The organism is Desulfotignum balticum DSM 7044, from assembly GCF_000421285.1.
Taxonomy (GTDB): domain Bacteria; phylum Desulfobacterota; class Desulfobacteria; order Desulfobacterales; family Desulfobacteraceae; genus Desulfotignum; species Desulfotignum balticum.
The window spans coordinates 4,800,923-4,821,415 of sequence record NZ_ATWO01000001.1 but is presented as its reverse complement, the minus strand read 5'-3'; the positions used below and the strand labels follow the sequence as shown (position 1 = coordinate 4,821,415).

The following is a 20,493-nucleotide window of genomic DNA, read 5'->3' as shown; positions in this document are numbered from 1 at the left end:
CAGAGTATGAAGATAGGACAGAATTTCATATGAGGTGAGACTTCTGATATCAGCAATCCCCTGAATATCAAGATAATTCAGGAACCGAACCAGAATAATCTTTTTCCCAAGGACTGTTTTTCTTGAAATCCCCTTTTCAAACTGCAGTTTTTTATATTTTTCCAGAATAACAAGAAATTGTTGAGGGGCCGGTATCCCAGGTTTCTGGCGGCACCTTGGAAAACAGCCATGTTGCAGTATTCCATCTAAAAGATCAACTGCTCTTGCTTTAAAAACCTGATTGGCGGAAAGCTTGCTTCCTGTTTGAATGCCGTAACAATCTTTCAGGAAGGCTTCTCCTATTTCTTTTGAAAAATAGAGTTGATTTTGCTGTTGCGCATAAACCAGGAACTGTTTCCATTTGCCGATGTAACGATGCTTTGTGCTTTCTGCATAACATAGCAGATCAAGTTGTTTTTTTGCCCTGTCAACCAATTCTATTAATAAAATAGCTTTGCGATCCATATCTTACCTCCTTTGTTTTGGATCACCACTATTTTATTGATAGAATATTATGTAAAGCTAAATATGGATAACGGCTTAAACGGCGGCCTCTTTTATCCTCAACTTCACATAATATTTAACTTGTCATAAGACGAATTATGTAAAGCTTTACATAATTCGTCACAGACTAAAAGTTCCTGTGATTGATAAAATTGAAGCTTTTTGAGCATGGTGTGATCATTTTCAGCTGCCACCAGCTGATTGATCATGTCCATGGCGGTTGTAAAAAGGGTTTTTATTCCATTCTGAGTGGCAGCATACGCAAAGCACTTGGATAAAAAAGTCTTTCCAGTCCCGGGGTTTCCGATCAGTATAATGTCTTTTTTCGCCTGGATAAATCCCAGATCCAGCAGGTTCAATATCCGGATTTTCTGCTTTTGGCGCGATTCATGATGGGCAAAATCAAATTGGTCGATGGTGGGTTTTTCTTCCAGTTTTGATTGTTTGAACCGCAGATCGATCCTGGCTTTTTTCCTGTTTTCAATCTCAATCTCCAGCAGCCGGTCAATGACCTGGAGGGGAGTCAGATTTTTCTGGGCACTTTGCTCCAGAACAGCGGGCAGGTTCAGTGCACAGTTTTTCAGTCGAAGTGATTTGAACTTATCAATGACGGCTTCCATCATGTTTTCCTTTTTCGGGTTGATACTTAAAACCTGCTTTAATCAATATCTCTTCCAAAATTATCCCGACTTCACCTCTGCGTTTGAGTTCATCGAGCATCCATTTCTGGATTCGGGCATTCACATGAACGCGCAAAAGATGTGATGGCAATCTGGGTTTTGGTTTTCCTCTATATCCGCCGCGCATGTCTCCACCTTTTAAAACAGAAAGTTCCGATATCCTTGCGGTTCAAGGGTTATAGATAATCGTCCTACGCTTTACAAAAAAACAGGCGATTTCGGCTATTTTTTCCTCCGTGAAAGCGCCAGTGCATCGTATTCAGCTAAATTTGGCTGTGGCAGCCGGATTTGATTCAGATCTTCGTTCTTCAATTCCACTGGACGATGGCGGACGGTGCGTGCCATTTCCTGGTGAAGGATGTTTTCAACATATTCAGATCCATACAACTTATGGGCCAGCGCTTTTCTGAGCGCATATATCAACGATGATGCCCCGTATTTGTCCTGCAGTTGCAGCAGATGAGACACCGTTTTTTTCAACGGTTGTGAGGCATCGGTGAGTTTTTCCAGGTAGTCCACGGCTTCCTGGCCCAGGGACATGAAGACCATCATCTGCCTGTCCATCAGTATGCGTTTTCTGAGTTTCCGGACCTGTTCCTTGTGTGCCGGCAAATCGATACGCAGATTTTTTTCCCATTTCCGTGTATGGGCCGCCACCTGTTTTTCCTTGTAGTAGATGGATATGGTCCGGCTGTCTGCTTTCAGGATGACCGATTTCCCCACTAGCCGGGGCGGGACCGTATAAACATTGGTATCAAAACGAACACCGAAGTCTTTGTATACCGTGAGACTGTCTGTCTCCCGGTAATCGGGCAGCGGGTCCGGCAATGGGTTCAGGGCATCTTTAACAAATCGGTCCACCGGTTTTTCCCCGGTGGTCTGATGCATCCTCTGATTGGCCGTGGTATCCAGCCATGCCAGCACCTGGTGGTTCACATCATCCAAATCTGCAAACTTTCTTAACGGCCAGAAGTTGTTGCGAAGATACCGGATACTGTTTTCCACCTTCCCTTTTTCATGGGGCGCTCTGACATTGCAGGCCTTGGGTGTAATGCCAAAGTGCCGCAAAAAGTCCAGAAAGGCTTCGTTGAAGCGGATCATGCTGCCCACACGCTCGATCACGGCTGTGACCATATTGTCCACGACCAGTTCCCCGGGCGTGCCTCCAAAATACAAAAAAGCGGCAACCAGGCACCGGTGAAGGGTTGCCTGGTTCTGACTGTGGGTGAACACCACAAAAAGCATTCGGCTGTGAGACTCGATCACTGCCAGGGCATACAGCTTTCTTGAACTTTTGCCATATGTAAGGCTGCTAAAATGCCCCCAGTCAATCTGGAACTGTTCACCGGGCCGGGATTCAAACCGGATAAAGGCCTGTTTTTTGTCCTGCCTGATCTGTCTGAGATAATCTCTGACGATGGTGATTTCGCCGGTAAACCCTCTGACCCGGATATGCTGCAAGACCACCGGTGCCTTTATCTGTGGATAGTCATTTACCATCTCCCGGATCAGATCCCTGTATGGATCCAGCTTTGACACCCGGCCCGGTCTTTTTTGACAGGTGATATCCGGCTGTTCGAGATATTTTTTGACGCTTCCCCTGTCCAGCCCAAGCTGCCTGGCAATCTGCCGGATGGAAAACTGCATGTTGTTCAACCGATGGATTTCAAAAACAGTTCGCTTGTCTATCATCCGGCTGCCCTCCCTGATGTTTTGTGAGCATTTGCCGGCAGGGAAAGGACCTGGAACAACGTGCCGTCATATGTGATCAGATCCTTATGGATCAGGCTGCTTCTGGCAAAAAGATAATCCTCTTCCACCAGACCCAGAATGGAACAGATGCTCCGGTCACTGTAAAACGATAACCCGTGCTTGTCCGAAGCCAGGACCAGAAATACATAAAGCGCCAGTTCATGACGGGTCAATGATTGTAAAAAGCCACCTGTCAGAAACCGGTGGGGAATAAAACAAAAACTTTTATCTATGCTGCGGACCCGGCCTGGAGATAATATTTTTTTCCGTATCATGACACCCTCCTTCAAAAAAGGTTTTTGATCCGGGTGTAGCATAAAAAAATATCTCCTGTCCCCGAGTCCATCTTTGCAATTATCCGGGATCGCCCGGTATGGCTGCGATAAAAATTTTTACCGCGTCCATCTTTGCAATCATCGGAACCAGCCAGAACTCACCAGAAAGCCCGTTTATCAAGGATTTTCTCGCGTCCATCTTTGCAATACCGACATGACGCGACGTATCCAGACCCTTGTCAGTTCGAGCTTTTGCCCTGTTCCTGATTCGCTGGAAAACACGGTTTCTGGCAGCTTTTTCCGGATTTCGGGAACGATAGTCTTTCCAGTAATTCGGAGTGTTCGCCAGCCATTTATTGTTGGACAGTTTCTGGCTTTGTGCATATTCAGGGTCATTTGCCAGCTTCTGCCTTTGCCATAAAGCCTTTCTGGCACGCTGGCAGTCTGGATGGGAGCAATAGCCCTGAAGTTTGTTTCGCGGTTTAAAGAAAATACCACAGCCCAGACAGGGAATAGGATCCATGTTCCCTCCACGTAACGGTTACAAGGCGAATTAAATGGAGGGAATTATATATGATTTTAAAATCGGTTAACGGAATTAAAAAATCAGTGGCTGGATGACAACCCTTGAAATTGGCTGGGAAAAAATCCCTGAAAATGGCTGGGAATTAAATCCCTGGTCCCAGGCAACCATATTTTATGACAGTACCGATAATTTTCCCGTTAAGGATCATTATCCATGACGGGGCGGTTTGGCACCTCGATGTCGGCTCATCACATTTTGAGGCTTGAACAGGTCCCAGGGGTTCGGGTGTTCGTTGATTAAAGGGGTACGTGAGCCGGGTTTTTTTGTTCAGTTGAACCAGATATCGATCAGGGCTTTTTGCGTTTTAGTTTGAATCCTTGGATAATTGTGATTTGGGCAAATCAACTTGATTTTTGAGAAACTGAAAAAAGGTTGATCGGCAAATTTTGGTTGTATCTGATGGAAATCAATGATACAGCGACAATGGTTGACCTTTTATGGAATTAAGAATGGTGGCAAAGGTCTTTAACTGTTAGGTAGAGCTAAAAGCGACTACTGGAAGATTTAGTCCTGAGGCAGTAAATCAATCCTCCTAGCCCAGAATAATAGACATAGTTCGGGGCTTGCCTTTCCTTTGAGATTTTGCTGAAGGCAAAATTTTTTGTTAGAAATTATTTCAAAAAAATACTTTTGATAATCGGAAAATTGGGATAAACATCATAGAGATATTTTGGACAAACATGAGGAGATATGAACCGGACAGATCTGAAAAACAGTTTCAGGCAGTGCGCTCATATTGGATGGACACAGTTCCGTTTCCTGTTCGGATCATTTGAAATCCGCTACAAATTCCTGTTGAGTTTTTCCGCAATTTTTTTCCTATCCATGCTGTTGTGCAGTTTCTTCATCTATGTGTATGTTCGGAACAATATTGAGGCCCGTATAGAGAGTGAACTGACAAATGCTACCCAGATGATTACCAATATGGTGAAGACAGCCGTGAATGTTTCCACGAAGAACCATTTGCGTGCGGTAGCGGAGAACAACCTGGATATTGTTAGGAGTCTTTACGATCAATTCCGGCAAGGCGGGATCAGTGAATCCGAGGCGAAGAAGCGGGCCGCCCGTGTAATTTTGAGCCAGTCCATCGGTAAATCCGGTTATATTTACTGTATTGATTCGGCTGGTACTGTAAAGGTGCATCCCAGTTTTCCACTGGTAAACACCAACGTGGCAGACCATGAATTTGTAAGTCAACAGATGGATTCCCATCAGGGGTATATTGAATACGACTGGAAAAACCCAGGCGAGGAACGGACCCGTTCCAAGGCACTCTATATGGTGTATTTCGAACCCTGGGACTGGATTATTTCTGCAAGTGCCTACCGGTCGGAGTTCATTCGTCTGATGAATGTGGCTGATTTCAGGGAGAGCATCCTGGATCTGAAATTCGGGGAAAGAGGCTATGCCTTTGTGATTGATAGGGACGCTAACGCCATTATCCATCCTGTGCTTCAGGGCATGAACATTTTTGACGAAAAGGAACTGCCGAATCAGTTCCTGGAAGACATGATGCGCCGGAAAAAAGGCAAGTCGGTTTATTCTTGGAAAAATCCAGGTGAAACCGAAGCCCGGACAAAACTGGTGATGTTTGATTATATTCCGGAGTGTCAGTGGATCGTGGCCTCTTCCAGTTATCTGGATGAGTTGTACCATCCCCTGAAGACGCTGCGGAATGGAATTTTCGGAATCTCCGTGATCTTTTTACTGGTGATGCTGGGGGTGACTTTCTGTGTGAGCCGGACCATCACCACACCGTTGCAGGAATTGACAGGCCGGATAAAGATCGCCACGGCCGGAGACTACTCTATACGGATGAACCGACAGTCCAGCGATGAAATCGGACAGTTGGCCCAATATTTCAATCAGTTTATGGACCAGTTGGAAAACCAGATTCGGGTTCGGCATGAAGCAGAACAGGCAAGGCAGGAGAGCCAGGAGCGATATTTCCTGCTTATGGAAGCAGCGCCGGACCCCATTGTTAATTACGATGTGAAAGGCCGCGTGATCTATATTAATCCGGCGTTTACCCGGGTGTTCGGCTGGAGGTTAGCGGAAGTCAAAGGAAATATGATGAACCATTTTGTCCCGGAAAACCACTGGGCCGAGACAAAGCGCATGATCCAGCAAGTGATTTCAAAAGATGGAATTTTTGACGTGGAAACCCGGCGTTACGACAAGCAGGGCCAGCTCAAGGACGTGAGTATTTCAGGGGCCTCCACTATAGACGGCCAGGGGAACCTCACAGGCAGCATCATCATCCTCAGGGATATCACCAGAACCAAAGGATTGGAAAAGCAGTTGATAAGTGCTGGTGAACGGGAGCGTCAGAAAATCGGCCAGGATCTCCACGATGATCTCTGTCCCCAGCTCATCGGTATTGCCGGGCTTGTAGCTACGTTGAAAGAAAAGGAATGGGTCAGGGAGTCCGGGAACCTTGCATGTAAAATCGTAGAATTTATGGACGATGCTGTGGAAAAGACCCGGAGTCTTGCCCGGGGGCTTTGCCCGGTCCATCTGGTATCCCATGGACTCCAGTCCGCCCTGGAAGAGATCACCCATGCATACACTTATCAGGACAAAATCCGGTTAGAATGCTGGACGGACCCTTGTATCGATTTCCCGGACAATAACATCGCCACACATCTCTACTATGTTGCCAGTGAGGCTGTGAGCAATGCAGTACGCCATTCCGGCGGCACCAGGATCCGGATCTGTCTCGAAAGCGGGACCGGAGAACAGACTGCGGTTCGATTGACAATTTCGGACAACGGCAGAGGTATCCCGGAGGATCGGAACGGAGACGGTATAGGATTGCGGATCATGGAGTACAGGGCCAAAATGATTGACAGCCAGTTCCACATTGATACCGGGCCAGGGGGGACAAAGATCCAGGTTGACCTTGGCCGGGTTGTGACCCTGGTCAAAAAGGAGATACGACAATGAGCGGAAAAAAGCAGATCCTTATAGTGGATGATCACCCCGTTTTCTGTCTGGGTATGACTGAGCTGATCAACAAGGAAAAGGACCTTAGGGTTTCCTATAGTGTTGACACGGCAGATAAGGCATGGGACATCATCAGTGGCAGCCGGCCGGATCTTGTAATCGTGGATATTTCCCTGGCCGAAAGCAACGGCATCGACCTGGTGGAGGACATTACCCGGGAGCACCCGGAACTGCCGGTGCTCGTGCTTTCCATGTATGACGAATCCATGTATGCCCAACGGGCTCTCCAGGCCGGAGCCAGGGGGTATGTAATGAAGCAGAAAATCATTGGTCGGGTGGTGGAAGCTATTCGCAGTGTGTTGGATGGAAATATTTTCATCAGCCCGGAAATCAAGGAAAAAATGATCCAACGCATGGTGAGTCGTAAATCCGGGCCCCCTCAATTCAGTCTGGATGTCCTAACCAACCGTGAACTGGAGGTGTTCCGGCTTATGGGCGAAGGACTGGACGCAAAAGAAATTGCCGCCCGCCTCCACTTGAGCTTGAAAACCATTGGAACCCACCGGGAAAAAATCAAGGAAAAATACAATCTCAAGCATTATACTGAACTGGTCAAGGCCGCCGTGGATTGGTCCCATAAAGTAAAAAAATGATCGCATGGTAAAATAAATATAGGTTTTAACCTTAGGCCGGATCAGATCAGCGGCTGATCCAATATGGGTCCTTGGCCGATTGAAAGTAATAGCTCCCCCTGTTACCAGAAGGCTATATAAACCTGTAACAGAAGAGGAGCTAACCATGTTCGACCCCAGCGTTAATTACGATGTTTTAAGCCCCACCAATTTCCTGGCTCGGAGTGTTGAAGTGTTTCCGGACAAAACAGCGGTGATCTACAACAATGACAGGTACAGCTGGAAGCAGTTCCACGCCCGAGTATTCCGCCTGGCCAACGCCCTTAAGCAACGGGGAGTCGGAAAAAGCGACAAAGTGGCTTTTATCTGTCCCAATACGCCCCCCATGCTGGAAGCTCACTATGCAGTTCCCCTGATCGGCGCAATCCTTGTCAGTATCAACATCCGGTTATCCGCCAATGAAATCGCTTATATCATTGATCATTCCGATGCAAAAGCTGTGTTTGCGGACAACGAATTCGGAGATGTAGTAGCCGGGGTCACGAACCGGCTCCCAAAGGTTGAGACTTATGTGAATATCTGTGACGTGGATGATTCCACCCCTCTGGACGGCCCGGAATATGAGGCGTTTATTGCTGATGCGCCGGCTGACCCTGTCACCCTGGTGGTGGCCGACGAGCGGGACCTGATCTCCATCAACTACACATCAGGAACCACAGGCCGGCCTAAAGGTGTGATGTACCATCATCGGGGCGCCTACATGAATGCCATCGGAGAGCAGCTCGAGTTCAAGACGAATTCGGATTCGGTATATCTGTGGACTCTGCCCATGTTTCACTGTAACGGATGGTGCTTTACTTGGGGCATAACGGCGGTGGGCGGCACCCATGTCTGTTTGAGAAAAATCGTACCTGAAGAGATTTACCGGATCATCGAGGAACTGGGCGTTACCCATCTTTGTGCAGCCCCCACCATTCTCATCGGCATGTCCGTATTTGCCAAGGAAAATGGCATCCGTTTGTCCAGGGGACTGGAAATCATGACAGCCGGTGCTCCGCCGGCCCCTACCATCATCCAGAACATGGAAAGCATCGGGGCAAACATCATCCAGACCTATGGCCTGACTGAGGTGTTCGGTCCCCACAGTGTCTGCCAGTGGCAGCACAAATGGGACAATCTTGATCCGATGGACAAGGCCGGGCTAAAGGCCCGCCAAGGTGTTCCCTATATCGTAACCGAACATATGGACGTGGTGAATCCGGAAACCATGGAACCCGTTACCAGAGACGGCAAAACCATGGGGGAGGTCGTGATGAGAGGGAATAACGTGATGCTGGGATATTACAAGGACGAAGCCACTACATCCGAGGTCTTCAAAGGCGGCTGGTTCCATTCCGGCGATCTGGCTGTGATGCACCCGGATAACTATATCCAAATCATGGACCGGAAAAAGGACATCATCATCAGCGGAGGAGAAAATATTTCCACCGTGGAAATCGAAAACGTGCTCTACACCCACCCGGATGTCCAGGAGGTGGCCGTAATCCCGGTGCCGGACCCCAAATGGGGTGAAGTGCCCAAAGCTTTTATCGTGCCGTTCAACGGAACAACACCGGATCCGAGCGAAATCATTTCATTCTGCAAGAAAAACCTGGCCCGGTTCAAAGCGCCCAAGCAGATCGAATTCGGTCCCTTGCCCAAGACCGCCACAGGAAAAATTCAGAAATTTAAACTCCGGGAAAAAGAATGGCAGGGAAAGGACCGTATGGTCAACTAATGTCGACTCAGTGATCCTAATTTAAAAGGAGAATATCATGTCCCTATACAAACGCATTGATGGTGAAGAGCAACCGTACTGGCCTTTAGGACCTTTCAAAATTCGATTGCCGTTTATCCACTATAATTGGGAACCAGTGGAATTTATCCAGGCCCTTATCCTTTTTGTTGTAACGCTAGCCATGATTCCATTGCTGGAAAAATATCTCGGACTGCCATATGAAATCGCACTGGCTTTTGTTTTTATCTGCGGGATCGGTTTTATAATGCCGGCATTTTTAGGCGTCCCCATGGTTCCCGGCTGGATAACCCCTGCCATCCCGGTGGTTTTATTGTACCTTAAACAGTTTACACCAGGCCCTGAGGCGATCCAGGCACTTGTGGCTTTGCAACTCATTGTTGCAGCAATTTTTTTAATTCTTGGCATTACAAAATTGAGCAGTAAAGTAGTGGATAAGGTGCCCTCTTCCATCAAGGCCGGAATTCTTCTTGGAGCAGGGGTTGCCGCTTACATGGGTGAACTCAAGGCAGGCGGAAGGATTCCGACAACTCCCATAGCCATCGGACTTGGGAGTTTAGTCTGTTTTTACATGCTCTTTTCCGTATCTTTCAACCGGATGAAATCCAAAAACGGTATCGCCAAACTTCTTGGGAAATACGGCATGGTGCCGGCAATGATATTATCCATTTTTATCGGCATGGCAGTGAAAGAATATCCTTTGCCGGATATCCAGTTTGGCATTACGATCCCGCAATTCACTAAAATGTGGGAATACCTGCCGTTCGCTGTGGGATTTCCCGGTGCAGATATGTTCATGAAAGCTATACCCACGGCCATTATTGCTTATATCATCGCTTTTGGTGATGTGATTGTCGGTACGACCCTGGTGCAGGCCAGCTGCGATGAAAGCCGGCCTGATGAAAAAGTGGATATTGATGTAGACCGGATTCATGTAGTCACCGGCTTAAGAAACATACTTCATTCCTTTTTTGCTCCTTACCCCGGACTTGCAGGTCCAATCTGGACAGCTGTCACTGCAACTGTGGCAGATCGTTATCGTCAAGGAAGAAAAGCCATGGATTCCATTTTCAGCGGCAGCGGTACCTTCTGGGTCTCAGGATTCATTGCCCTTTTTATTCTTCCGCTGGTCAGTTTTTTCAAGCCGTTCCTGCCCATAGGATTATCTCTGACAATGGTTGTCACTGGTTATTTATGCATAATTACCGCATTCAAACAGATTAAAGACCCCATACAACTGGGTGTTGCAGGCACCATGGCCGTTATTTTGGCCATGCATGGTGCTGCCTGGGGATTGGGCGCCGGTGTTGTCCTGCATATTTTTCTGGAACGGAAATTCAAGGCATCCGGAGACTCTGTCCCTGAATCCGCATAAGTCTAAAATCGCTCCTCTCCTGATTGCAAGGAGAGGAGTGCCCTTGAACACAAACTATCTCATTGAGGTTTTTGATGGCTCAACTAATAGCAGATAGAAGAGATGTAGATTTTGTCCTGCATGAACAGCTTGAAATCGGAACATTATGTAAAAATGAACCGTTCAAGGAATTTAACAAAAAGATGGTGGACCTTATCGTATCGGAAGCCAGAACGCTTGCTTTAAAAGAGATTCTTCCAACTTTCAAGGATGGTGATGAAAACGGATGTCGCCTGAAAAACGGCGTTGTTACAACACCGGAATCATTTAAAAGGGCGTGGAGAATTTATTGTGAAGGTGAGTGGCTTGCCATGTGTGATGATCCCGAGGTTGGCGGCCAGGGTATGCCAAAATTGTTAGGGTGCGCTGCTCTTGAATATATGGTGGGTGCCAATTCCGCGTTTATGCTCTATTATGGCATGACCCATGGGGCAGCCAAGCTAGTTGAGGCATTCGGCAGTAAAAAGCAGAAAGAACTGTATATGAAGAAAATGTTTGCCGGTACTTGGGGAGGGACCATGCTGTTGACAGAGCCAGATGCTGGATCTGATGTCGGAGCGCTTACAACAAAAGCGACCCCGAAAGGGGATGGCACCTATTCAATCCAGGGAACGAAAATATTCATTTCTGCCGGTGATCATGATCTGTGTGAAAATATTATCCATCCAGTCCTTGCCAGGATTGAAGGTGCTACGGAAGGAACAAGGGGGATCTCCTTATTTCTTGTGCCAAAATACCGGGTGAATGATGATGGCAGCCTTGAAGAATCCAATAACGTCATCTGTACAGGTATTGAGCATAAACTGGGAATTCACGGAAATGTCACAGCGACCCTTGCACTCGGGGAAAAAGGTGAATGTGTCGGTACGCTCCTTGGGGAAGAGAACAAAGGTATGTCAGCCATGTTTCAGATGATGAATGAAGCGCGTGCTTTTGTAGGAATGCAGGGTCTTGCTGTGGCCTCGGCCTCCTATATGTACGCACTTGATTATGCAAGAACACGGGTTCAGGGCAAACCTTTAACGCCATCAAAAGAAGGGACTTTCAAAAGCGTTCCTATTATCAAACATCCGGATGTCAGACGGCAGTTGATGAATATGAAATCTTATACAGAAGGAATGCGGTCTCTGATCTATTACTATGGCAAATGTCTGGATATTGTTCATACAACCCTGGATGAGGAGCTTAAATTTAAAACTGACAGATTGATCGAGGTGCTTATTCCCATTGTGAAAGGCTATGTCACAGACAGGGCATTTGAAATCTGCTCTCACGGGATTCAGGTATACGGCGGCTATGGATACACCAGCGATTATCCCGTGGAACAGCTTTTAAGGGATGCCAGGATTTTTATGATCTATGAGGGAACTAATGGTATCCAGGCCATGGACCTGATCGGCCGAAAACTGAGAATGAATAACGAAAAAGGTATTGCATATCTTATCGATATAATGAGGCAGGCAATTAATGAGGCCCAAAAAATTCCTAAATTGGAGCGTATCGCAAATAAAGTAAACCATTCCATTGACAGGCTGGAAGAATTATCACAAGTGCTTGTCAATCGTATGAACAGGGGCAGTTTACAGAATGCCTATGCATTTGCCTATCCGTTTCTTGAAGTAACAGGGGATGTCACAATTGCTTGGATGCTGTTATGGCGCGCAACAGTTGCCTGCAAAAAATTGCTGAAAGAAGCAGGCAGCCTTGACGATGAAACCATCAACACAATGGCTGAAAAAAGCAAGGATGTAGCCTATTATGCCGGACAACTCCAGTCGGCAAAATTTTTTGTTGGAACATTATTGCCCTCAACAATCGGTAAGATGAATGCGGTCCGGGACGGTGACACCAGCCTGGAAGATATCCCTGATGCATCATTCGGATCAAAATAGATTCCATCTTCCCTTCCGGTTAATACACAAGCAACAGTATTACCGGAAGTTCAACCACCGGCAACCCGTTTCGACAAAGGTTTGCCGGTGGTCAAAATACCATGGTGAATGCTTTCTTTTGCCTGTAGAACAACTTCATGCTAAGCAAACCAACAAAATAAATTTACAATCTCACAAAAATTAGTAAACTGAGACCCAACTCTATGGTATTAAAGCTGCCTGTCCAAGATTTGAAGAAAGCAGAACTGGAAGAGGTAGTGTGGGGGAATTGCCGGAGTTACAGATAATCCAATGCAGAGTTTTTTGAGGCTGAAAAAATTTTTGATACCAACACAAATCATGAGGTATAGTCAGTTGATAGACTTGGATCGTTGAAGTAAAAATGATGGTCTGGTTTTTTGTGCCGGCAGCAAAATTTGACGATGCTGTCTATTTTGGCAGACGAGTCAGGCACAGATTCTCAGGTGAATATGTCAGGCATGTCAGATTGTTTATTTCCAGCGTAACCCTTTACCTGTGCAAAAGTATCAGAAATACAAAATTTTGCATTTCTGATACTTTTGGTTTGTAATAGTACTGAAATGGCCACCAATCGCGGATATGCGGGCAACCATATTTTATGACAGTACCGATAATTTTCCCGTTAAGGATCATTATCCATGACGGGGCGGTTTGGCACCTCGATGTCGGCTCATCACCTCCTGGGGCTGGAACAGGTCCCAGGGGTACGTGAGCCGGCTTTTTTTGTTCAGTTGAACCAGATATCGTTTTCCAGATACGCCTGATCCAGTTTTTCCTGATGCTGTTTAAGGGCCTCTCCCATATCCGATGCCAGGGTGTGGAGCAGGTAATGGATCAGGCTGATCATGGACACGGGAGTGCCCAGAAACGGGATGCTTTTCTGGGGGGTGATCAGGACATGGTCACTGAACTGGACCAGGGGGCAGGAGGCACTGTCTGTGATCAGAATCTGGAGAAAACCCTGGCGCCGGGGAATTTTGCCCAGGCGAACCAGTTCGTTGGGGTACCGGGAGGTGGCAATGATCACCACCACGGATTTGGGTGGCGCGAAAATCAGCTGGTCCATGGAAGTTCGGTCACTGCCGTTGAGGATGCAGACACCGGGCCGGAGCTTTGACAGGGTCCAGCCCATGTAGTGGGCTGAGGAATAGGACAGCCGGGACCCCATGACATATACGGCCGGCCCGGATTTCAAAGCGTCTCTGACCGCTTGTACCACGGCCGGATCGATATTTTTGTGCATGGCCCGGATGCTGCGGATATCCTGGTTGATAAGCCGGTCCAGTTCCGCATCTTCGCTGCCGGCCACCAGATGGCTCATTTTTCCCCGTTCCACCAGGGTCAGTTCCCGGTCAATGAGATCCCGCAGCGTGTTGATGAAAATAGCGTAGTTTGTAAATCCTAGCTGCCGCACAAACCGGACCACGGTGGCTTCACTGGTGTTCACGGCCGCAGCCAGCTGCCGGGTGGTCATGAACACGGCCTTGTCCGGGCTTAAGAGAACAAAATCCGCCAGGCGCTTGCCCTTGGCCGTCAGGGTGTCATATTTTTCATGAATGGTGGCTTGCAGAGAGCCGGGTTTATGGGTCATGGATTTTCCATTGGTTAAAGGTTCATTGCCATTTATCTGGTTTCGTGCTGGATTTCACGTTTAATCCAAAAATTTTGTAACAAAAACATTCAAATTTTACAAGAACAATAAAAAAAGATGGTTTTTGTTACACTTTTATTGACACCCGTGCCCTGCCGTGACATAACGAAAAACAGGAAGTGTGTAACTGTCAAAAAACAAAAGCAACGGTATAAAACGGGAGGAGAAAACGATGAATTTAATGGGATTACAGGGCGGGCAATACCAGCCATTGTCCGAAAAACAGATTGAAACCATCCACCATGCCGCATTGACCATTCTGGAAAAAACCGGGATTACCTATGAATCCGGCCTGGATGACACGGTGGCAATGCTGGAGCAAAACGGGGCATCTGTGGACCGGGACAAAAAACGGATCCGGTTTCCAAAGGATCTTGTCACCACCTGGGTGGAAAAAGCCCCGGAAAAAGTGGTGCTCTGCGGTCAGAATCCGGAATATGACCTGAACCTGACCGAAGACCGGGTGCACTTGGGCACGGGCGGGGCCGCCATCAAGATCCTGGATCCGGACACGGGTGAGGTCCGGGCCACCACCCTGGATGACCTGTACAAGGTGTCCCGGCTGGTGGACCAGCTCAAGCATATCCATTTTCTGGTCCGGCCGTGCATTCCCACGGACATTGACGAAAAAGACTATGATATCAATATGTTTTACGCCTGCCTGTCTGCATCCGGCAAACATGTCATGTCCGGGGTGAACAATGAGCAAGGGCTTCATCAGGTCATGGAGATGGCCGCCATGATCGCGGGGAGCAAAGAAAAACTGGCACAACGGCCCCTCATTTCCGTGATCACTTCGTTTGCCATCAGTCCGCTCAAGCTGTGCACCCAGTCCACCAAAATCATGCAGGAAGCCGTGCGGCACAAAATCCCTGTGGCCCTGTCTTCCGCCCCCATGGCCGGGTCCACCTCGCCGCTGACCATGGCCGGTACCCTGGCCCAGCTGCATGCCGAAGAACTGGCCGGTATTACCCTCTGCCAGATGACCAGTCCCGGAGCACCGTTGCTTTACGGCGGGATTCCGGGCATGGCCAATCTGGCCACCATGGGGTACTGCGGCGGGGCCGTGGAATGCGGTATGATGAACGCGGCCATCCACCAGATGTCCCGGCATATCAAGGTGCCCAACTACAACTCTTCGGGTCTGTCCGATGCCAAAGTGCCCGATGCCCAGGCCGGGTATGAAAAAGCCCTGACCTCGGTGCTGGCATCCATGGGCGGCTCCAACTACATCCATCACAGTGCCGGCATGCTGGAATCCATGCTCACCATTGCCCATGAGCAGTTTGTCATCGATGACGAGATCATCGGCAACTGCTGCAAAGTATTGAACGGCATTGACGTGGATGAAGAACATCTGGCCCTGGAAGTCATAGACAGTATCGGCCCGGCCGGCAATTTCATGACCGCGCCCCACACCATGTCCCATATGCGCAAAGAATATTTCTACGGCAACGGCGTGACGGACCGGAAAAACCGGGATCGATGGAAAAAGGAAGGTGCCATGGATGCCCGCCAGCGGGCCCTGGGCATTGCCAGAAAACTGCTGGCCAACAAAACCGCCTACATTCCGGATGATATCGATGCAGCTATCCGGAAAAAATTCAATGTTCTGGTACCCAAACAGAACTGATGGGTTGATGAAATATGCAAAGGCGTGTAAAAGTCCGGTAAATCAGATGGGCAGCTTGGGTAATCATTCCGGAGGAAAGCGAATATGTGCGGTATTGTGGTCTATTACGGCAATGCCCAGAACCGGTTGACCCGTATTTTGACCGGGATGTGGGCCATTATCTACCGGGCGCCGGACAGCACGGGCATCGGACTGGTCGGCAGTGACCTGGAACCTTTGAAAATACGGCGGGCTCTGGGGTCGGTGGAAAACCTGATCGACCGGCTTATGCTGGATCCCGTGTTCGAGGAAACCGATCTGCAGGCCGGGGCATTCATGGCAGATGATATGGACAGCCAGGCCGGCTACATCGCCCGGTTCCAGAAACGGCTGCTGGCCCATGAAGGGTTTTCTTTCCATGAAGCCGCATCGTTTCCCACCTGGTCTCAGATGACAAACTTGCAGAATCCGGTCCAGGTGATGCCGGGCACCTGTGGAGACCCCCGGATCAGAAAAATCTTTGCCGTTGATTCCCCCAAGGCGCTCAAAGCGGCGATGGACTATCTGATCCAAACGTATGACCTGCCCGTGGCCGTGGTGGAAAAACTGATCCGAAACGAACTGGCCGTTCAGGTGGATGCTGCGGAAAAATCAGGTGCTCTGGCTGTAGATCCGGCTGATCTGTTTCATGAATTTCAGATTATCTTTAACCGGTATGCCTATGATGAGGCACCGGTCCGTCCCCGGCGGGTGGTCAGCAAACAGGGACAGAAAAATCCTTTTGCCAGAAAATATGTCTGGCATTTTCTTCGCAAAGTCCGGATCACTCTGCCTGCCGACTATACAACAGACGGCATTGCCCATCTGTTCAGATACCTGGATGCCTGGGTTCTCAACGGCCTGACACCGGAGGCGGCAGAAAATATTCAATTGATTTTTGAAACCTTCTGGAAGGCCCAGACGGATCGTCCCGTGCGGCACTGGCAGATTCTTTACCGGATCGAGCGCACCTGCAATGTTTATGGCCTGGCTGTCACGGCCGTTCTGGCCCATTACCAGACAAAGATCTACATGCACCGGGCCCAGGCAGCCCCGGCCGGTGCATATCTGCCTGCGGGCCATGTCCCCGGCCCGACCCATCCGCTGCTGCTTTTGTCCATGGTTCAGCCGGTGATCGGCCAGGGCCGCTGGGCCCTTCAGTCGGCCATTTCCGTGCGCAACGCCCACCCCTTCATGGACCGTCAGAAGGTTCGTGCCGTGGTGCTCAACGGGCAGTTTGATTCAGACGTGGAGTCCCGGATCCACCAGTATGTCACCCGGGTGGCAAATATCGGGCTGCGTACGGAAAATTCCACGGAATTGTTTGCCATGCTCTGGGGGCATTATTTTGAAACGGCCTGGCATGAAAATCAGCGGTACAGGACCATTGAAGACCAGCATCGACTGGGACTGGAGGAATTGTCCATCTGCAGTCAGTCCATCGATTATACCATTTTCAAGACCCTGAGCAACAAAACCATCCATGACATCGATGAAATGGCGTTCATCAAAGCCGTGCAGGCCATGACCCAGTCCGGCGGGCAGTTTGCCGTATCCGGCATCAGCCGGGTGTCACCGGACCGGCTGTTTGTGGCGGCCCACCATCGGCCCGTGTATATTGTCAAGCGCCGGGACACATCCGATTTCATGGTGGTATCGGATATCAACGCCGCTTTGGGACTGTTTCCCCAGACCTTGATCCGGTCCACCCGGGTGAAGCTGTTCAAGCTGATGAAAACATATTCAAAAAAATCCATGATCGTGGAATCCGATTTTTCAAGTATTGATTCCCGGCCGGAAAATGTCTGGTTCAGACAAGCCAAAAAAGAACTGCTCAAACCATTTCTGGTGGATGTCTATGTGCTGGACCAGCCTGAAATTTTTGCCCGGATTCAGACAACCGCCGGCAAAGATGCGGTAATACGGCATCTGCAGATTCAAGATTTTTCCGGCAGGATCCGGTCCGACATCCGGCCCGAACAAACCTGGATTACGCCGGTATCGTTTCAAAAAGATTTCGGCAAAACGTTTTATGAAGAGCACCTGGACGAAATTCCCGGCCTGATGGGGGATATTGTGAACCGATACGCAGATACTAAACAATGTCTGCCCCGGTTCGATATCCGGCAGCGCCTGCTGGAAAGACGCTTCGGCAGCGGTCTGACAAATTTGAACCGGATCATTCTGGTGGGCACGGGATTCAGCTATATGGTGGCGGAAATCGCTGAAAAAACCATGGAGCCGTTTTTCCCCACAGTCAATCTGCTGGTGGCCGCTCCCCAGGATTTCGCTGATGTCAGAACCGCCATCAACCCGGACCGGGACCTGGTCGTCATGGTTTCCTGGTCCGGTACCACCTCGGATATGATCGATTTTGCCGGGGTGTTGCTCAAGCACCATATTCTCATGGTGGGCATCACGGAAAAACCGTTTTCAGACATGGCCCTGGTGGTGAGGAAAAGTGCCGGTGTCATCCCGGTATACAGCGGTGAAGAGGTGACCGTGGCTCCCTTGAAAAGTGCGCTGTGCATGCTGCTGACCCTGGATCTGTTTTGTCTGTCCATCTGCCTTGCCACGCCCGGCACCCGGGATGTCGTGGGTGAACGGGTCAAAGAGATCCTTCCGGTTCCGGCCCACCTGGACGATCTTTTTAAAAATCCGGATGTGACCCGTTTCTGCAAAGAGATTGCCGCTGCTTCCGGAAACTCGGTGCTGCACTATGTTGTGGATGCCTACCACGATGTGGGGGCTGCGAGAATCGGCGCATTGAACCTGGAACTTAATGCCTGGACCTCTTTGGGAAATGCCGTGGATTATTCGGAACAGGAGCTGTTTTTAAACTTTCCTGTGGCTGAAGACGAGTTCGTTCTGGTACTGGCCACCAGCCGTCACCGCCTGGATGAGGCGGTCCGGTTCATGGCGGCCCTGCATGAAACCGGCCGGACATTTTTTGCCATCACCTACCTGAACCGGGAACTGGAAGAGATTCAGCGGTTTGCCCAGCAGGTGATCCTGGTGCCCAAGCTGCCGGATCATTTTCAACCTTTTGTGGATCTGTCGCTTCTGTTTCTGCTGGGATTTTATTTTGGCCAGACCCATGGCAGACGGGCCAATGAAATGCCCCGAAACATGGCCAAATCCGTGACCGCCGGCCGGACCCGGAACGGCAAAGACCGGTCCTATTCAGATATTCTGGATGATATGGATCAAAAACAGGACAATCTGGGTTTTGGGATGTATCCGGTGGTACCCCGGTCCGGGTCCCTGTGCTGGCTGACGCTGGCATCAGATCCCGTTGAAAAACGGTTTTATCAGGATCTGCTGGCACTCGGACGTATTCTGAATGAACCCGACGCATTTTCAGGGATGTTCTCTTTGCCTGAAGACCGGCCTGAAAACAAGGTGCTGGCCGGGCTGGCAGACCTGATTTTCACAAACCTGGCAGAAGACGGGGTATTGATTTTTGTTCCCATGGACAAGCAGGCGGAAGCCGGGTGCATGAATCTGGCCAGATTGTGGGAACCGTTTCTGGGAATTCCCGTTCAGGTGGAATTTGCCGAAAAACTCAGAGGGGTCACGTTGGGAGACAGTCTGATGGTGGTGGTGGCGTCTCAGACACCGGCCGCGGAGCGGGTGTCTGCCGTGTTTGCCCGTCCGCATAAAAACATGGTATGGATCGGCCCGGAAAACACCGTGATCTCCGAAAAAAAAGATCAGAAAGTGCTTTTACAGGCATTTTATTTAAAACACCCGGATCTGTTTTGCCGGTATGAGCAGACCTATGTGGCGTTATCCCTGTTTTTTGCAAAAATCATGTCATATAAGTTCCCCGGCCGTGCCACCCGGTTTATTTCACATTTCAAGACGCTGTTGCCGGTTATTCAGACCCTGCTGGCGGACAGCGCCCTGCATCGCAGCATTCAGCAAACCCTTCATGAAAATCTGAGCTACAAGAAGCAATTGTTTCTAACGGGGATGCGGGGTAACTGCATTGCCTGGAAAATTGCATTTGCCGCAGCCCGATCCTGGGGCGTGGAAAGCGATCCTTTCGGGGTTTCCGCGTATTCCCATCTGGTTTTGGTGGATTGTCAGGTGCAGGAAAAATATCGAAAACTGGCACCCCGGGACCCCATGGTTAAAATTCATGGGGAAAAACAGGTTCGGGTATGGGAAACAAGGTATCTGGGCGGGGCATCTGTGGATGCGTTTTTATCCCGGACACCCATGCTGTTTTCGCCGGAAGCGGTCCTGCCGTTTTATGTGGATGATCAGTGGTATCTGCCCGTACTCAGACCGGAGTATGACACAGACAACGATTGTCTGATCATCATTGACGCCACCAGTGAGATGGGCTTTGATGCGGCGTTGGATGAACTGGCCACATTTGGTTCCCGTTATGCAAGAATGGTGGTCATCACCCAGCAGGGATTTGCCAAAGATGCCCGCCTGGCCAATTTAAAGAAATACCCGTTGAGCCACATCGTCATGGTGCCCGGCCCATTGGATAAACATGGTGAGCCGGGCATCATATCCGATTATCTGCTGCCCGTGGTCATCAGTCTGATGGGAGCGGCCATGAAATTTTTCAATCCCGCTGAAGCAGGACCTGAAAAACAGCACAGACCGGATGGATAAAACAGGTCGTATCCATCCGG

At 49.3% G+C, this 20,493-nt stretch carries 14 protein-coding genes and 1 other annotated feature; of the genes, 7 read left to right on the top strand and 7 right to left on the bottom strand.

The annotated features are described in order from the left end of the window. The 6 genes from K365_RS0123995 to K365_RS26990 all read right to left on the bottom strand — a co-directional run. On the bottom strand, nt 1-504 hold a 504-nt coding region (locus tag K365_RS0123995; RefSeq protein ID WP_024336661.1), incomplete at its 3' end, for a hypothetical protein. A gap of 104 nt (nt 505-608) precedes the next feature. Then, nucleotides 609-1,166, bottom strand: a complete 558-nt coding sequence (locus K365_RS0123990; protein WP_024336660.1) for an ATP-binding protein — start codon at nt 1,164-1,166, stop codon at nt 609-611. Further along, entirely contained in the window at nt 1,147-1,350 is a 204-nt protein-coding gene (locus K365_RS27670) for a hypothetical protein (protein WP_084490015.1), read from the bottom strand. The genes K365_RS0123990 and K365_RS27670 overlap by 20 nt, the downstream gene beginning before the upstream one ends. A 95-nt stretch (nt 1,351-1,445) precedes the next feature. Then, entirely contained in the window at nt 1,446-2,915 is a 1,470-nt protein-coding gene (gene istA / locus K365_RS0123980; protein WP_024336659.1) for an IS21 family transposase, read from the bottom strand. Beyond that, on the bottom strand, nt 2,912-3,250 hold the full coding sequence (locus tag K365_RS0123975; protein WP_156887790.1) for a hypothetical protein: 339 nt from the start codon (nt 3,248-3,250) through the stop codon (nt 2,912-2,914). The genes istA and K365_RS0123975 overlap by 4 nt, the downstream gene beginning before the upstream one ends. 79 nt (nt 3,251-3,329) lie before the next feature. Then, nucleotides 3,330-3,773, bottom strand: coding sequence for a hypothetical protein (locus K365_RS26990; protein ID WP_024336657.1), 444 nt, complete (start codon nt 3,771-3,773; stop codon nt 3,330-3,332). A 187-nt stretch (nt 3,774-3,960) separates the two neighbouring features. After that, nucleotides 3,961-4,117: a sequence feature (23S ribosomal RNA rRNA prediction is too short), on the top strand. 409 nt (nt 4,118-4,526) lie between these two features. On the opposite strand from K365_RS26990, the gene K365_RS0123960 reads away from it, so the two are divergent. The 5 genes from K365_RS0123960 (at nt 4,527) to K365_RS0123940 (ending at nt 12,515) form a co-directional block, all read left to right on the top strand. Beyond that, the gene (locus tag K365_RS0123960) at nt 4,527-6,782 is read left to right on the top strand and encodes a cache domain-containing protein (protein WP_024336656.1); all 2,256 of its coding nucleotides are present in this window, start codon (nt 4,527-4,529) and stop codon (nt 6,780-6,782) included. Continuing rightward, entirely contained in the window at nt 6,779-7,435 is a 657-nt protein-coding gene (locus K365_RS0123955; RefSeq protein WP_024336655.1) for a response regulator transcription factor, read from the top strand. The genes K365_RS0123960 and K365_RS0123955 overlap by 4 nt, the downstream gene beginning before the upstream one ends. A gap of 145 nt (nt 7,436-7,580) precedes the next feature. Then, entirely contained in the window at nt 7,581-9,191 is a 1,611-nt protein-coding gene (locus K365_RS0123950; protein ID WP_024336654.1) for an acyl--CoA ligase family protein, read from the top strand. 37 nt (nt 9,192-9,228) lie between these two features. Then, a complete protein-coding gene (locus tag K365_RS0123945) occupies nt 9,229-10,584 on the top strand; it encodes a permease family protein (RefSeq protein ID WP_024336653.1) in 1,356 nt (451 codons plus the stop codon). Between the two features lie 74 nt (nt 10,585-10,658). Further along, complete coding sequence (locus K365_RS0123940; RefSeq protein WP_024336652.1) at nt 10,659-12,515, top strand: acyl-CoA dehydrogenase; 1,857 nt, start codon at nt 10,659-10,661, stop codon at nt 12,513-12,515. Between the two features lie 748 nt (nt 12,516-13,263). Here the strand turns inward: K365_RS0123940 and K365_RS0123935 are convergent. Then, on the bottom strand, nt 13,264-14,127 hold the full coding sequence (locus tag K365_RS0123935; protein WP_024336651.1) for a MurR/RpiR family transcriptional regulator: 864 nt from the start codon (nt 14,125-14,127) through the stop codon (nt 13,264-13,266). A gap of 232 nt (nt 14,128-14,359) precedes the next feature. Between K365_RS0123935 and K365_RS0123930 the strand changes: the two genes are divergently transcribed. Together K365_RS0123930 and K365_RS0123925 are read left to right on the top strand one after the other, a co-directional pair. Continuing rightward, nucleotides 14,360-15,820: a trimethylamine methyltransferase family protein gene (locus K365_RS0123930; protein ID WP_024336650.1), complete on the top strand. Its 1,461-nt coding sequence runs from the start codon at nt 14,360-14,362 to the stop codon at nt 15,818-15,820. 84 nt (nt 15,821-15,904) lie between these two features. After that, nucleotides 15,905-20,473, top strand: a complete 4,569-nt coding sequence (locus tag K365_RS0123925) for an SIS domain-containing protein (protein ID WP_024336649.1) — start codon at nt 15,905-15,907, stop codon at nt 20,471-20,473. The last annotated feature ends 20 nt before the right edge of the window (nt 20,474-20,493 follow it).

Bases quoted from the DNA above. Each gene is read 5' to 3' on its own strand.
- K365_RS0123990 (WP_024336660.1), bottom strand. From the start codon at position 1,166: ATGATGGAAGCCGTCATTGATAAGTTCAAATCACTTCGACTGAAAAAC.
- K365_RS27670 (WP_084490015.1), bottom strand. From the start codon at position 1,350: ATGCGCGGCGGATATAGAGGAAAACCAAAACCCAGATTGCCATCACAT.
- istA (WP_024336659.1), bottom strand. From the start codon at position 2,915: ATGATAGACAAGCGAACTGTTTTTGAAATCCATCGGTTGAACAACATG.
- K365_RS0123975 (WP_156887790.1), bottom strand. From the start codon at position 3,250: ATGATACGGAAAAAAATATTATCTCCAGGCCGGGTCCGCAGCATAGAT.
- K365_RS26990 (WP_024336657.1), bottom strand. From the start codon at position 3,773: ATGGATCCTATTCCCTGTCTGGGCTGTGGTATTTTCTTTAAACCGCGA.
- K365_RS0123960 (WP_024336656.1), top strand. From the start codon at position 4,527: ATGAACCGGACAGATCTGAAAAACAGTTTCAGGCAGTGCGCTCATATT.
- K365_RS0123955 (WP_024336655.1), top strand. From the start codon at position 6,779: ATGAGCGGAAAAAAGCAGATCCTTATAGTGGATGATCACCCCGTTTTC.
- K365_RS0123950 (WP_024336654.1), top strand. From the start codon at position 7,581: ATGTTCGACCCCAGCGTTAATTACGATGTTTTAAGCCCCACCAATTTC.
- K365_RS0123945 (WP_024336653.1), top strand. From the start codon at position 9,229: ATGTCCCTATACAAACGCATTGATGGTGAAGAGCAACCGTACTGGCCT.
- K365_RS0123940 (WP_024336652.1), top strand. From the start codon at position 10,659: ATGGCTCAACTAATAGCAGATAGAAGAGATGTAGATTTTGTCCTGCAT.
- K365_RS0123935 (WP_024336651.1), bottom strand. From the start codon at position 14,127: ATGACCCATAAACCCGGCTCTCTGCAAGCCACCATTCATGAAAAATAT.
- K365_RS0123930 (WP_024336650.1), top strand. From the start codon at position 14,360: ATGAATTTAATGGGATTACAGGGCGGGCAATACCAGCCATTGTCCGAA.
- K365_RS0123925 (WP_024336649.1), top strand. From the start codon at position 15,905: ATGTGCGGTATTGTGGTCTATTACGGCAATGCCCAGAACCGGTTGACC.